The 13673-nt window shown below is 58.2% G+C and carries 9 protein-coding genes; 1 reads left to right on the top strand and 8 read right to left on the bottom strand.

The annotated features are described in order from the left end of the window. Positions 1–76 precede the first annotated feature (76 nt). From FJ977_RS04160 to FJ977_RS04125, 8 genes are read right to left on the bottom strand one after another with little or no spacing between them, the layout of a single operon-like run. Positions 77–2989, bottom strand: a complete 2913-nt coding sequence (locus FJ977_RS04160; RefSeq protein ID WP_140768788.1) for a glycosyltransferase family 1 protein — start codon at positions 2987–2989, stop codon at positions 77–79. 15 nt (positions 2990–3004) lie between these two features. Next, positions 3005–4264, bottom strand: coding sequence for a class I SAM-dependent methyltransferase (locus FJ977_RS04155; protein ID WP_140768786.1), 1260 nt, complete (start codon positions 4262–4264; stop codon positions 3005–3007). Next, on the bottom strand, positions 4261–5487 hold the full coding sequence (locus FJ977_RS04150; protein ID WP_140768784.1) for an ABC transporter ATP-binding protein: 1227 nt from the start codon (positions 5485–5487) through the stop codon (positions 4261–4263). Before FJ977_RS04150 ends, FJ977_RS04155 begins: the two co-directional genes overlap by 4 nt. 2 nt (positions 5488–5489) lie before the next feature. Beyond that, positions 5490–6275 carry an ABC transporter permease gene (locus tag FJ977_RS04145; protein WP_140768782.1) on the bottom strand — a complete coding sequence of 262 codons (786 nt, stop codon included), beginning with the start codon at positions 6273–6275 and terminating at the stop codon, positions 5490–5492. 33 nt (positions 6276–6308) lie between these two features. After that, a complete protein-coding gene (locus tag FJ977_RS04140) occupies positions 6309–7265 on the bottom strand; it encodes a GDP-mannose 4,6-dehydratase (RefSeq protein ID WP_140768780.1) in 957 nt (318 codons plus the stop codon). 26 nt (positions 7266–7291) lie between these two features. Further along, on the bottom strand, positions 7292–8278 hold the full coding sequence (gene gmd / locus FJ977_RS04135; RefSeq protein ID WP_140768778.1) for a GDP-mannose 4,6-dehydratase: 987 nt from the start codon (positions 8276–8278) through the stop codon (positions 7292–7294). A gap of 57 nt (positions 8279–8335) precedes the next feature. Next, positions 8336–9751 (bottom strand): mannose-1-phosphate guanylyltransferase/mannose-6-phosphate isomerase, encoded by a 1416-nt coding sequence (locus FJ977_RS04130; protein ID WP_140768776.1) that lies wholly within the window; start codon positions 9749–9751, stop codon positions 8336–8338. Continuing rightward, the gene (locus FJ977_RS04125) at positions 9751–11181 is read right to left on the bottom strand and encodes a phosphomannomutase (protein WP_140768774.1); all 1431 of its coding nucleotides are present in this window, start codon (positions 11179–11181) and stop codon (positions 9751–9753) included. Before FJ977_RS04125 ends, FJ977_RS04130 begins: the two co-directional genes overlap by 1 nt. A gap of 407 nt (positions 11182–11588) precedes the next feature. Here FJ977_RS04125 and FJ977_RS04120 point away from each other — a divergent pair, with 407 nt between their 5' ends. Next, the gene (locus FJ977_RS04120; RefSeq protein WP_181179577.1) at positions 11589–13577 is read left to right on the top strand and encodes a nucleoside-diphosphate sugar epimerase/dehydratase; all 1989 of its coding nucleotides are present in this window, start codon (positions 11589–11591) and stop codon (positions 13575–13577) included. Positions 13578–13673: the final 96 nt, after the last annotated feature.

The following is a 13673-nucleotide window of genomic DNA, read 5'->3' as shown; positions in this document are numbered from 1 at the left end:
ATTTTTACTGATTTGATAACACAGGCACCCTGTGAGGCAACTCGCTGCGTTGGTCTACGTGACAAGGATCTGCCTGCTACATAGCCACGCGCAACGGAGTACCGAACCAACTGACTCCCTCTTGCACGAGTTCGATATCGATGAATCCCGCGCCGCGTGCTTTCCACGATCTCGGGACGTTAACGGCCATATAATGCGTATCGCCAGGAATCAGGACGAGCGGAATTGGGCATCGAGGTCCATCGAAAAGTAGAATGGTCCCATCCCTATCGACGATATGGTAACTGAGCGTCACGCCGAGGCTACCATCATATGCGCCTTCGCTTGACCATATGGAATTGGAGAGATTCTGGACGGCCACCACAATCTTGAGATTTTCCGCATCTTCGGAAAACGGGCCGTCGACCAGGCGTAGCGAGTGCAAACGCTCTGTTCCTTCGAGGGGCGAAGTCATGCGAACATGGCCGATGTCGGTCCTCGCAACGTTTGGCTTTGGCGACAGCGGCTCGTAGATTTTGTACCACTTCTCGGAGAGGACGACAGTTTCAAGCTGTGCCGCGCTCTCCGCCCAGGTAGGCCAAGTCGCATGCTCGGCTTTCCGAGCTGCAACTCCTCGATGATGTTTCAGGAATTCCTTCACAGTCGATGATAGAGCCGTGGGCGAACCGCTCTCGAAAAAATGGGCGGTGGAGGCACTGCCGGCGACTTCCCTGAAAACTGGAATGTCACTCGCCAGCACCGGCATGCCGAAATGCGCCGCTTCGACAAGCGGCAATCCGAAGCCCTCTGCAAACGAGGCTGCGATCAGGGCATCGCATTCATTGTAAAGTTGGACCAGCTCGGCATCACCTGCCGTGCTGTGCCAGGTCAATCGCTTTCCATATTCTGGATGGGCCTGGATGCGTTCTGCAACATGCTTGGATCCCCATCCGATCTTGCCGACAATCACTAGGGCCACGTCGACATTTTCCGCCCAGAGTTGCTCGAAGGCATCGAGCACGACACGATGACCCTTGCGGGGTTCGAGCGTTCCCACCATCAGGAAGACGGGCCGCTCCTTGGCCTTTCTGCTCGGGGATGTTTGCATTGTTTGCCCGGAAAAATCGGCGCCAAGCTGCCAGTAGCCGATTTTCATGCGGCGCGGAAACGCAATGGCCCCAAGCATGGCATGCAACTCGTCGGCGACCGCGCGCGAAATACAGACAAATCCTGTCGAATAGACAAGTGCAGCTTTGAACCAGTTGGCAAATACCGGAGGCATGCCGGGATCGCATGTCGCCGGCATGGTAATCGGAACAATATCGTAGAGACAGGAAATGACCTGCGCCCCCTGAATCCGCATCTCATCAAGAAAAGGCAAGTAAAGACCAAAAAAGCCCCAGGCGGTGCTGTCGAGGAGAAGCATGGTGTCGTTGGATCTTGGGTCCAGCTTTCGAGACCGTCTCTTCGCTGGGCGCTCGTCCAGATTCCCATTCGCGTCGAACCAACCAAGCTCGTCATTGCAAAAGCCGATCACCCGGCTTACGTCCTTGCTCGGCGGAAATTCTGCAAGATGACGGCAAATCTGCCTCACTACTCTCTGAATCCCGGTCTTGTGATCCATGAGTATTGTTGATGTCGCGTCGACGATAAGCCGCGGCCGCAGCCCGATCTTTGGTTCCGCGAGAGTCAGCGACATGATCTTCTCGTCGATGCTCGAATCGATATTCTCGATCAGCCGCGCGGAGAAAACTCTTGAATCTTCAATGGCTTCCAGGGGAGAGTGCTTTTTGTAAGATTCATTTTTGTTCAAAATGACGGAATGCACGGCTTCCATGAACAGTTTGGATGTTCGTTTCCATGTGTAGTTCGAAGGAGAATTTATCTGTGTGTTCAAGATGCGCTCCCGAACGTCGTCATGGGAAATTGCGTTTTGAATCACCGACGCCATGTCGTTCGCATCCATTGGATCAAACAACGCAAGCGGGCTTCCGATTATGTCCTTGAGGGCTCCGATATTGGAACCCAGAACCGGGCAATGGAAATACGTCGCCTCCAACGCCGTAAGTCCAAACCCTTCCATCAGCGACGGTTGGATAGAGAACCCGGAACCAAGGTAGAGATCGCACAATTCTCTGTCGCCGACTTGCCCTAGAAACGAAAGGTTTCTTTCCTGAAGGCCGAGCCTTTTCCACTTGGCTTTGATTTCCTGAGCAGCGTCCTGGTGATATGATCCAGCGATGACCAGCCGGAGCCGATTGAATCCTCGTTCGTTTAGGATCGAAAACGCATCGACCACCTTGTCGACATTCTTTCGCCAGTCGAGCGCGCCCACGTACAAGATGTCATTCGGGTTTCTTTTAGGAGCTTCTTCGGTCTTGTAGGCATGATTGAAGATATTTTGCAGTTGTGTCGGCATGCCCGCGTCAATGCAGAAAGCAGGAACTGTCTTGAAGATATCTTCGGCTTCGGATTTTGTGAATTCAGAGATGCACAGCAGGCCATCGTAGTGTGCCTGGTTGCCAAACCGTCGTTCGTAATGTTCCCTGGTGATTTTTGAAGAGAGATATTCGTCTGGAAACCTGAAGGGGATGGCATCGTAGAATATTCCGACGACCGGGCAATTCAAGGAAAGACCGGGATTGAGGGGGACCGCCATATCCACCCCGCCCTCGAATGTACTTAGCACAACCGCGATATCGGGAGCGATGCAACGCACATGGTGCGCCAATGCGATTTCGCTGAGCTGACGTTGTGGCGTCTGGCCGGAAATGGCTTCTCCTGTCGTGGCAGCGGAATGCCACGAATAAATGTTTTCGGCCCGGATAAGGCCTGAGACCAGATCCTGTGCGCGCAGAAGATCATCCGTCATGATCGCGTTGAAGGAAATGCACAACTCGACGTCAGGAAAGTGCAGGCTCACACTTCGGATCAGCTCCAGCGCATATCGGCCAATGCCTCTCTCCCTGCTTGAAGTCTGCAAGCATTGTCCATCGAACCAGACGCGCATTATAGGCCCTTGCTCTTACCGCTGGTGTTCGCGCAGTATTTTCTTCCATTCAGCCAAAACCACGGGATCCGGCTCCATCATCCAACGCCCCTGTCGGCCGGGCATTGTTACACGAGGGCGAGAGTGGGCGAAAAGCAGCAGCCTGCGCTCTAGCGGTGGCATGAGGCTGACGATGCGCCGTAACTGCAGCCTCACTTTTGGGCGGCGCCCTACCCAGAGAAGCGCGTGGCTCATGAACAGGCGCAGCTTGTCTTTTGACCATTGCCCGAGCGGAGTTGCCTGCGCGGCCAAAACATGAACGGTGCTGGTCCGGGCCGTCAGTTGTTGAACCTGCTCGACCAGCGTCGCGACACTTTCGCCCAGGCGATCAATCTCGGCATCGCGCGCGGCAAGGACAGCCACCGCGTCCTGGAGCACTGCATTCTCGACGCTCAGATGCCGCAACTGGTCCGCATTGGTGGATATCGCGCCCCTGACCTCTGTGGGTATGCTTGAAACCTCGTTGTCGACCGAGCGAAGCCAGCTCTTTATCTTCTCTATGTCGATCGGGTTCTCTTCCGACGCCACCTGCACGAAAGCGGCCAAGGAATTGCCTTCCTCGGTGACGTCCTTGTCGCGCTTCCTTGCCAAGCAGGCGTAGTCGCGCGCCACTTCGAACATGAGGTGGAAGCTGCGCTCCATCGGCCCAGTCTCTGTCGCGGGTATGCCGTTCAGTCTGAGGATCGCCGTTTCCGCGAAGCCGGCCTGCTCCACCAGGAATTCGAGCAAACTCGGGGGCAGGGGGGTTCGATGCGTTGGGTCGAGATGGAAAGTATGCGTACCGACCGAGATATTTTCCGGATTGGGTGTTTCCAGGATCAGCAGGCCGTCATTGGTCAGCACTCTGTTGCATTCATCCAACAGTCTGATCAGGTAGTCCGTTGGTACGTGCTCGACCATATGGAAAGCCGAAATGACGGCCACGCTGTTGTTCGGCCTGCCGCCGAGATAGTCGACCGCGTCCTGTAATTCGATCTTGAGGCCATTGTCTGTGGCCTCCTGTGCCATACGCGCATTGGTATCCACACCCGTGGCGTCGAACCCGGCCTCGGCGAGTATTTCCAGCCATTCGCCGCGTCCGCAGCCAAGATCGATCGCCAGGGTCGGTCCCTCAGCCTGTCGCGGTACCTGCGCCAGCAAGGGCTGGTAGATCTTCAGCCGATCCTTGACGAGTTCCCTCGAGCCGCGAAAGCGATCCTCGAAGGCCTTGTAGAGATCATCGAAGGTTTTTTTCATCTGACGATTTCGAACACGTGTTCAAGGCGGCTCGTCCCGACAAAAAACGGGCGGTCTGAATTGATGACGTCGAAAACCTCGACGTTTTCAATCCAGTCGAAATTGTTGTCGATGTGAACGTCTCCCGTGTGGAGCGAAATGGAAAGCCCGTATGAACCCTGCCCAAGTGCGCAGGCAAGGCGCAGGTTACATTCCACCTTGTCCCCGGCTTTGATGCCAGAAAGCACCTGGCCCGTATGCCAGGTGTTGGTTCCCCAAACTGTGTGGCCGGCGCGGTCTTTCAGCATGAACCCGATGACGAGTTCCGGAATATCCTCCTTCGCTTCTATCCGGGCTCGAATTGTCACGCTCTGTCCGGAGATGGCGGTCTTGATCGGCTTCCCGTTTTCGCCGTCGATCAGCGCGACGGATTCCACCGCGGCCGCCTTGGTCCCGCTCCTGCTGTAAAGCCAATCGTCCTTTTCGCGCCGTTGCTCGATGGTCAGCTTGGCGTTCTCCTTGGTCGCGATCAGGGCGTTGTAGTAGTCGACCACTTCGTCGGGCGGCCCATCCTTCAGCACGCGTCCCTTGTCCAGCAGAATCACCCGGTCGCACAAGGATCTGACGTCGCCCATGCCGTGAGTGACCAGAATGATCGACGTGCCGGCGGCCCTGAAACTGCGTATCCGGTCGAAGCTCTTGTGCTGGAAATAGCTGTCGCCCACCGAAAGCACTTCGTCGACGATCAGCACCTCGGGCCGTTCAGCGGTGGCCAGCGCGAAGGCCAGCCGCGCCTGCATGCCGCTCGAATAGGTTCGCAGCGGCTGGTCGAAGAAGTCGCCGATCTCGGCAAAGTCCTCGATGTGCGGCATCAATTCGGCAAGCCGCGTTTGCGAGAGCCCCATCAGCCCGCCGGCATGGTAGGCGTTCTGGCGCCCCGTGAATTCGGGGTTGAAGCCGAGCCCGAGTTCGAGGATGGCGCTGATGCGCCCGCCAACGCTTGCCGTGCCTTCGGTAGGTCGCACGGTGCCGGTGATCAGCTTCAGAAGCGTGCTCTTGCCGGCACCATTCTGGCCGATGAGACCCAACGCCTCGCCGGCCGCCAGGGAGAACGAGATGTCCCTTACCGGCCAGAATTCCTCCGTGGGCTTGACGGGCGCGCCGAACCAGCCGGCAAACCTTTCCAGGTTGCTTGCGTAGCTCGCATAGCGTTTCGACAGATGGCTGACGGAAAGCACGGTCATCGCTACAGCACGTCGACGAGTTCGGGGCTTGCGCGCCGAAAGAAGATCATTGCGAAAGCCATGCTCACAACTCCAAGTACAGCCGGCACGATCAGGCTTTCAGGGTTTGGCCAGCGGTTGAACAACAACGCGTCCTGATAGAGCGCCACCAGCGGTGCGATCGGATTGAGGCCGATCAGAAAAGCATATTTTTCGGGCAGAACATTGGCGGGATAGACGATCGGCGTCAGCCAGTACCAGAGCTGCAGCACGATCATCATGACTTGCGCCACATCGCGAATGAACACGTTCATCACGCCGAGGATCACGCCAAGGCCGAAGCCGATCGCGGCGATCAGGATGATCCCGACCGGCAGCAAGACAAGGGCGCGGCCCGGAATATGCCCGAGGAAGATGAAGATGACAAACAGGGCGACGAGCAGCAGCAGGTGGTTGATAAGTGCCGTGCCCCCCACGATGACGGGCAGGCACAAGCGCGGAAAGGCGATCTTCTTCATCACGGGTGCCTGCTCGATGAAGACGGTCATGCTGCGTGTCAGAATCTCGCTGAACAGCGTCCAGGCCGCCATGCCGGACAGGAGATAGATCGGATAGGCGGCGGGGCTGTCCGTGTCCGGGAGCCTTGCCTTGAGAACTTCCGAAAGGACGATCGAGAAGATGAGTGCCTGCGCAAGCGGGTGAAGGATGAACCACAGGCCGCCCAGGCGCGACCGCACGAAACGCCCTTTCAGGTCGCCCCTGATGGAGGAAATGATGAAATGGCGGTACTGCCACAGGCTTCGAAACATGTGCTCAACCTCTGGCGCGCTGCGGTGATGTCGTCATCGGGCGTCACATAGCCGGTGCCAATACCCGAAAACGTCGGCTATTGTCTGCTCGAACGGCACCAAAGGCTGCCAATTCAGCTCGGCGCGTGCCTTTGAAGCATCGCCTGATGCGGTGGGAATCTCGTTCGGGCGGAGTTTTTCAGGGTCGGCGCGTACTTCGATGTCGATGCCCGACTGCGCAACAAGCGTATCCAGGATATCACGGATTTTCCGGGGTTGTCCCGATGCGATGTTGTAGACTTGGTCCGGCGCGGCATCCAGATTCAGCACCACGGAACTCGCATACGCGCGCACCACGTCGCGAACATCGAGGAAATCGCGCTCCGCCTCGAGATTGCCGACGTGAATGACCGGTTCGCTTTTGCCGGACACGATCTCGGCGACCTGGCGTGCGAAAGCGGAAACCACATAGGCATCGGACTGACCGGGGCCGGTGTGGTTGAAGGGACGAAAGCGCACAGCGCGCAAACCTTCATACGCCATTTGCCCGATCATCAGGTCCGCGGCCGCCTTGGTGGCGCCGTAGACCGTCATCGGCCGAAGCGGCACATCTTCCGTCACCGGACCTGTCGCGCTCCGGAAGGAAGCGCCATAGGCTTCGGAACTGCCCACATAGACGAACCGGGCGCCCGGCGCGTGGTGCAGCACGGATTGGGCGAGGTTCATCGTTCCGGTGAAATTGACGTTCCAGGCATGCCGTGGCGCGTTGCGCGCATCGGAAGGTGCGGCGACGGCGGCCAGATGAATGAGCGCGGTGGGCTGCACTTCGCGGACAACCTCGTCGATCCCCTTTCGGTCCTGCAGGTCGATCGCGTTTCGTTGGCCTGCGCCATGGCCAAGCGGGAACACCTTGCAGCCAGCATGTTCCCGCTCCAGCAACCGCAACAGTGCCGCGCCGACAAACCCTGTTGCCCCGGTTATCAGGATGCGATGCGTCAACCTATCGACCATAACGCAAAAAAAGCTCTCCGCTCAACTCAGCGCTTGGCGGAGTTGGCGTGACGTTCGAGATCGGCGTCCACCATTTCACGGATCATGTCTTCCAGCGAGATCGTCGCCTCCCATCCCAGCTTCTGCTTTGCTTTCGCAGGGTTTCCGAGCAGAATTTCGACTTCGGCCGGTCTGAACAGGACCGGGTCGATCACAAGGTGATCGTCGATCTTGAGCCCGACATGCTCGAACGCGATTCGGCACATGTCGCGCACGGTCGTCGTCCTGCCTGTCGCGACGACGTAATCGTCCGGCTGGTCCTGCTGCACCATAAGCCACATGGCACGGACATAGTCCTTGGAGTGACCCCAATCGCGCTTGGCATCGATGTTGCCGAGCCGCAACTCCTTTGCCAGGCCTTTCTTGATGCGCGCCACCGCATCCGTGACTTTTCGGGTGACGAACTCAATGCCGCGGAGCGGAGATTCATGATTGAACAGGATGCCGCTCGAGGCATGCAGGCCGAAGCTTTCGCGATAATTGATGGTAATCCAGTGGCCATAGAGCTTCGCGACCGCGTAAGGCGAACGCGGATGGAAGGGCGTTGTCTCCGACTGCATGGGCTCCTGGATAAGACCGTACATTTCCGAGGACGACGCCTGGTAGAAACGGGCTTCGGGCGATTCGAGGCGAAGTGCCTCGAGCACATTGGTCACGCCTATGCCGGTGACGTTGCCCGTCAGGATCGGCTGCTGCCACGATGATTTGACGAAGGATTGGGCGGCAAGATTGTAGACCTCGTCGGGCTTGACGTCGCGCATGGTTCGAGCCAGCCCGGACAGATCCGTCAGGTTGCCATCAACGATCCGGACATCGTTTTCGATGCCAAGCCATTTCAGGCGCGTTGTGTTGACGTCAGCCGTGCTCGATCGCCGCGCCAGTCCGTGGACCTCGTATCCCTTGGAAAGCAGCAACTGCGCCAAATATGCGCCATCCTGCCCGGTGATGCCGGTGATCAAAGCTTTCTTTGTCATCAATATTCTCGATTGTATCTGGTGGTTGCTCGCCAAGCATCACGAGTCGCGGGATTGTCAGGCGCGACCATACACGTCGTCGAAGCGCACGATATCATCTTCGCCGAGATAATCGCCGCTTTGCACTTCAATGATCACCAGGTCAATTCTGCCGGGGTTTTCCAGCCGATGCTTATGGCCGCAGGGGATGTAGGTCGATTCGTTTGTTGCCAGGAACAGCTCCTGGTCGCCATTGACGATTTTCGCGGAGCCGCTGACCACGACCCAGTGCTCCGAACGATGGTAGTGCATTTGCAGGCTCAAACGCCTGCCAGGTTTCACTTCGATGCGTTTGATCTTGAAGCGCTCGCCTTCCTCCAGAACCGTATAGGTACCCCAGGGTCGGTGTACCGTGCTGTGAAGGAGATGCGCCCCATGTCCGGAAGCCTTGAGACCCTCGAACAGCTTTTTGACGTCCTGAACGCGGTCGCGGGATGCGACAAGCAACGCATCCGGGGAATCGACGATTATCAGGTCGTTGACGCCGACGGTGCCGATGACCCGCCTGTCGGAGCTGATATAGCTGCCGGCGGTGCCGATCATGTGAATATCGCCGCGTATCCTGTTTCCGTTTTCGTCGGGGGCGATCAATTCTGCCATCGCGTTCCAGGATCCGATGTCGTTCCAATCCATGTCGCAGGGTATCACGGCAAGATTGCCCGCCTTCTCCATGACCGCGTGGTCGAGAGAGATACGCGGAGCCGAGCCGAAATGCTCGGGCGCGAGTTCGATTTTGGCAAAGCCTTCGCCTTCGCTGAAACGGGCGTTCTCATAGCTTCTGGAAACGGCCTCGATGACCGCGGGACAATGCACGGCCATTTCGGTGAGCATGGTTTGGGCGGTGAAGCAGAAGATGCCGGCGTTCCAGAAGAAACGCTTGGATGCGAGATAGGCTTGAGCGGTCTCGAGGTCCGGCTTTTCAACGAAACGGACAACTTTTTCGCTATCGGCTTCGATGTAACCGAACGCGGTGTCCGGCCTGGTTGGATTTATGCCCAGGGTTGCGATTCGGCCCTGCTTCGCGTGATCGATGGCTCGGCCCATGACATTCAGAAACGCAGGCAGATTGCCGATCATGTGATCCGCGGGAAAGACGCACAGGATTGCGTCAGGTCCCTGCGTCGCCTTGGCGTGGATCGTGGCGGCGGCAACGGCAGCGGCCGTATCCCGGCCCTCCGGCTCAAGCAGAAATGTGCGTGGCAGCACGACTGAGTCCAGCTGGTCGAAGTCGTCCTTGGTCAGGAAGAGGTGGTCCCCGGACGTCACCGCAACGAGTTCCACGACGCCCTCGATCGAAGCCGCGCGCAACACGGTGTGTTGAATAAGAGAGTGTCCGTCTGCCACTTTGAGGAAAGGCTTGGGGTGCGATTGCCTCGAGGCAGGCCATAGCCGCGATCCGGCTCCCCCGCTGATGATGACGGGAACCACTTTCATTAAACGACCTCTGTTTCGTCTGTGGATGTGATTGCCCGCGCCCTTTCAAGCGTAAGCGCCACGATCGCCGCGGCTCTGTCCGGGTTTGCGGCCTCCGAGTAGCACCGCAGTTCCGGCGCGTTGCCGGAAGGCCGCAGATGGATGATCTCGCCGGTCGCCATTCGTGTCCTGAGGCCATCGGTCTCATCGACTTCGGCGACAGTCCCGAAAGGGGCCAGAAATCGCTGCAATTGTTCCCGATCGGCGAGCCGATGCATTAGGCTGCGCGAACTTTCAACCGGGAAATTTTCAAGGCGCTCGCTAGCACACGCCGGGAGCTTCCAAAGTTCGCGCAGATGCGACAGCTTTTTTCCTGTCGACGCAACCGTGCCAAGGACGGCAAGGATAGGGAGCATCGCATCGCGCGTCGGCAGTGCCGTCAATGTCCTCCCGTGCAGCGAACAGTCCGACCCAAGGAGCACGCCGCCATTGGCCTCAAAGCCGAGGACGATGCTGCCGGTACGGTATGAAGCTTCCATGGCTTCGATGACGAACGGAGATCCGACCTTCGTCCTCAGCACCTCAAAACCGAAGGTTTTCGAAATGCCTGAATTGGACGTCACCGGTGTCACGACAACATCTGCCCGCAAATACAAGGCTACGGCGAGGCCGATCAGGTCGCCGCGAAACAGATCGCCGTTCTCGTCGGTGATGAGCGGACGATCGGCATCGGCGTCTGTCGACACGATGGCATCGAGTTTGAATTCTCGCGCCCAATCCCTGAATTTTGCAATTGTGGCGGGGCTCACAGCTTCCGTGTCAACAGGCACGAAAGTATCGGATTTCCCGACAGGTGTTACGCTGGCGCCGAAGGATCGGAGAATCTCGACCAGGAGATCCGCCGCGACCGAGCTGTGCTGATAGACGCCGATCCTTAAACCCGAAAGCGAGCCGGGCTTCAATATATCCTTAGCGCGTGCGCGATAGGCGGCGATCGCCTGATCATGGTGTGTCGGAAATGCGGTTTCTGCGGATGGCGGCGAGCGATAGGAATCTGACTTTTCAGCGGCATACTGCGCCATGGCGGCTTCATCGGCTTTGCTGATCTCGCCATGCGGGCTGTAGAATTTGATGCCGTTGCGGTCGGCAGGAATATGCGAACCCGTCACCATGAGCGCCGCCATGCCATGCTGCAGGCCATAGAGCGCCAAAGCCGGTGTCGGAATGGCGCCGCAATCGATCGGTTGAAGTCCGTTTGCCGCCAGGGCCGCCATGCAGTTGGCGGCAATGGTGGGGCTGCTGTCGCGTAGGTCGCGACCTACCAGCACCCTGGCTTTCGGTTGCCCCCCGCCGGCGGCCAGGCGCCAGGCGAAAGCCTCGGTGTAAAGTCCACTCGGCTTCCCGAGCAGTTCCGAAGCCAGGCCTCGAAGGCCACTCGATCCAAATTTCATCACTTCGCTTTGGCTGGTGAAGGAAAGGCCGTCATATTGCAGTAGGCTCCTCTGTCAACCGAAAATCGCTTGGCCAGCCGCCCAGCGTTTCCCTTGTGATCTTCAAAATAGTGCACCGGCAATGATTTCGACGACACTTGGTGAATATCGGTCCGGGAGCCTCGTGACTTGTATGAGCGAGAGCTACTTTTGCACTTGCTGTTGCACCCGGTCCTGATCGATATGCCCGGTCCTGATCAAACCGCCTGTGAAAAAATCTCTGGCGATGGCCTCAAGTCCACGCTATGCGATAGAGAAGGCGGGGGCCGAGGATTTGGCGCTAATAACAGGTGGCCGGTGGCGAATGGTATTCGATCTGGCTCCGTACTAGTGTCGAAGTTCTCACGCCCGGAGTTCAGTACTGCCCGATGACATCCCACATAGAAGCCGTATCCGGACTTCGGCCGAAGGTGCGTCGCGCTATCATCATGGTTCTGGATATCGTGATGGTCCTGATCGCGGTGGCGCTCAGCCTGACTTTATCGCAATCGAGACTGTCGTTCGAAGCCTTTTCCTCAGCGGGTTTTGCTTGCTGGGCGAGCATCATCGTTCTCAGCCACCTGCTGTTTAGATATTGCGGCCTTTACAACACCGTGTGGCGTTTCGCCTCGACGCCGGATTTCTTCAACATCCTGAAGAGTTGCGGAATCTTGACTGTTACGCTTTACTGCGTTTCGCTCGTTGTCCGTTCCTTTCAACCTGTAGCGGGCCTCAACGAGCGCCAGTTTATTGTCTTCTTTCTGGTTTCTTTCACCATCATTTCCGCGCCTCGGATTTTCTATCGGTTCCTTCGCGATGGTGCGAGTTGGCGCATCTTGAGCCGCGGCACCGGCAAGGCCTCGATCAAGCGGGCGATGTTCGTCGGCAAATTGAGCGAGGCCGACGTGATCATCCGTTTCACCCGCACAGCCCAGCCGGCCGAGTATTCCATTGTGGGAATCCTGGCGATCGAAAACGGGGCTCCCGAGGGCACCCGTATCCAGGGCGTACCCGTCGTGGCCATTCGCCCTCGTCTGGTCGAGGCGCTCGAGGAATACGCAAAGGGGACGGCAAGTCTCGACCTGCTTATTTTCGGCAGCGGTGCCGAGCATGAGATCGAAGAATATTCCGAACTCGTTCGGGTCGCCCGGCATGGCGACATAGCGGTCGTGCAGTTCTCGGGGCTTTCGCAACTGGGGCAGGAGGGAAAGCTCGTTCTCGACGCTGTCGAGATGGAAACGATCCTGCGTCGCTCGACGGTGCCTTCCGATATCAAACGCATCGGCGCCTTCGTCGGCGGTAAGCGGGTTCTGGTGACGGGTGGCGCCGGTTCGATCGGCCGAACCCTGGTCAAACGGTCGCTGGAGCTTGGCGCCGAGGCAGTCTTGGTTGCCGACAATTCCGAGTTCGGCATCTTCCAGTTGAGCCAATATATTGACGAGCAGCACCATGACCGCCTCAAGGTCCGCATTGCCGACGTCGCCGATCGGCGCCAGATAACCCGGGTCGTCTCGGAATTCAAACCGGATATCATCTTCCATGCGGCGGCGCTGAAGCACGTTCCGCTGCTCGAGGAGAATTGGGACTCGGCCATCCAGACCAATGTTTTCGGGACACTCGTCTGCGCGGAGGTTGCCGCCAGATGCGGAGTGGCGCAGTTTGTCCTGGTGTCGAGCGACAAGGCCGTGGATCCGTCGTCCGTGCTTGGCATCACGAAGCGGGCTGCGGAACAGATCGTCAGCGCCTTGCATGGGACACCCCCGACCGATCCGGGTGGGCGCCGTCCCGCCACCAAGTTCATCGCGGTCCGTTTCGGCAACGTCTTTGGCAGCAACGGTTCCGTGGCGACCATATTCCAGTCGCAGATCGAGGCTGGCGGACCTGTCACCATCACCGACCGGCGCATGACACGCTATTTCATGACAGTGGCCGAAGCCGTCGATCTCGTCATCATGTCGGCTGCCGATGCCGCATCGCGGCCAAGCGGCGAAGATTATGCCGTCTACATGCTCGACATGGGCAAGCCGGTGCCGATCCTCGAAGTGGCCGAAACGATGATCCGCATGTCGGGAAAGAGCCCGTACACGGACATCCCAATCCGCTTTACCGGCATCAGGCCTGGCGAAAAGCTCCATGAAACGCTGCATGGTGAAGACGAGGAACTCGTCGAACTCGGCATTTCGAAGATTTTTGGCTTGAGCACGGACGTTGTGGAGTGGTCGGATGTCCAGGTCGCACTTGCTGCGCTTCAGCAATCGGTGAAGAATCAGGGCAAGGCCGCGTCGCTCGCCGTGCTGGCGGGTCTCGACCGCGCCAAGAAGGCGAGGGGGAGCACGGACCTGCAGGCAATCCCGAAAACGGCTGGGCAGGCGACTTAACCTGCCGGGCCGACCTTTGAGTCCTGAAACCTGGTCGGCGCAAACGCAAAAACTGTCTCCATCGGCGGCTTTCCGCCGGGACCAACCGGCACCCCA

This window comes from Mesorhizobium sp. B2-1-3A, assembly GCF_006442655.1.
In the GTDB taxonomy this organism is placed as follows: Bacteria; Pseudomonadota; Alphaproteobacteria; order Rhizobiales; family Rhizobiaceae; genus Mesorhizobium.
The sequence above is the reverse complement of the archived record's forward strand: the minus strand, read 5'-3'. Positions and strand labels throughout refer to the sequence as shown.

Excerpts from the sequence above, each read along its gene's own strand:
- FJ977_RS04160 (WP_140768788.1), bottom strand. The coding sequence starts at position 2,989 with ATGCGCGTCTGGTTCGATGGACAATGCTTGCAGACTTCAAGCAGGGAG.
- FJ977_RS04130 (WP_140768776.1), bottom strand. The coding sequence starts at position 9,751 with ATGAAAGTGGTTCCCGTCATCATCAGCGGGGGAGCCGGATCGCGGCTA.
- FJ977_RS04140 (WP_140768780.1), bottom strand. The coding sequence starts at position 7,265 with ATGGTCGATAGGTTGACGCATCGCATCCTGATAACCGGGGCAACAGGG.
- FJ977_RS04125 (WP_140768774.1), bottom strand. The coding sequence starts at position 11,181 with ATGAAATTTGGATCGAGTGGCCTTCGAGGCCTGGCTTCGGAACTGCTC.
- gmd (WP_140768778.1), bottom strand. The coding sequence starts at position 8,278 with ATGACAAAGAAAGCTTTGATCACCGGCATCACCGGGCAGGATGGCGCA.
- FJ977_RS04155 (WP_140768786.1), bottom strand. The coding sequence starts at position 4,264 with ATGAAAAAAACCTTCGATGATCTCTACAAGGCCTTCGAGGATCGCTTT.
- FJ977_RS04145 (WP_140768782.1), bottom strand. The coding sequence starts at position 6,275 with ATGTTTCGAAGCCTGTGGCAGTACCGCCATTTCATCATTTCCTCCATC.
- FJ977_RS04150 (WP_140768784.1), bottom strand. The coding sequence starts at position 5,487 with ATGACCGTGCTTTCCGTCAGCCATCTGTCGAAACGCTATGCGAGCTAC.
- FJ977_RS04120 (WP_181179577.1), top strand. The coding sequence starts at position 11,589 with ATGACATCCCACATAGAAGCCGTATCCGGACTTCGGCCGAAGGTGCGT.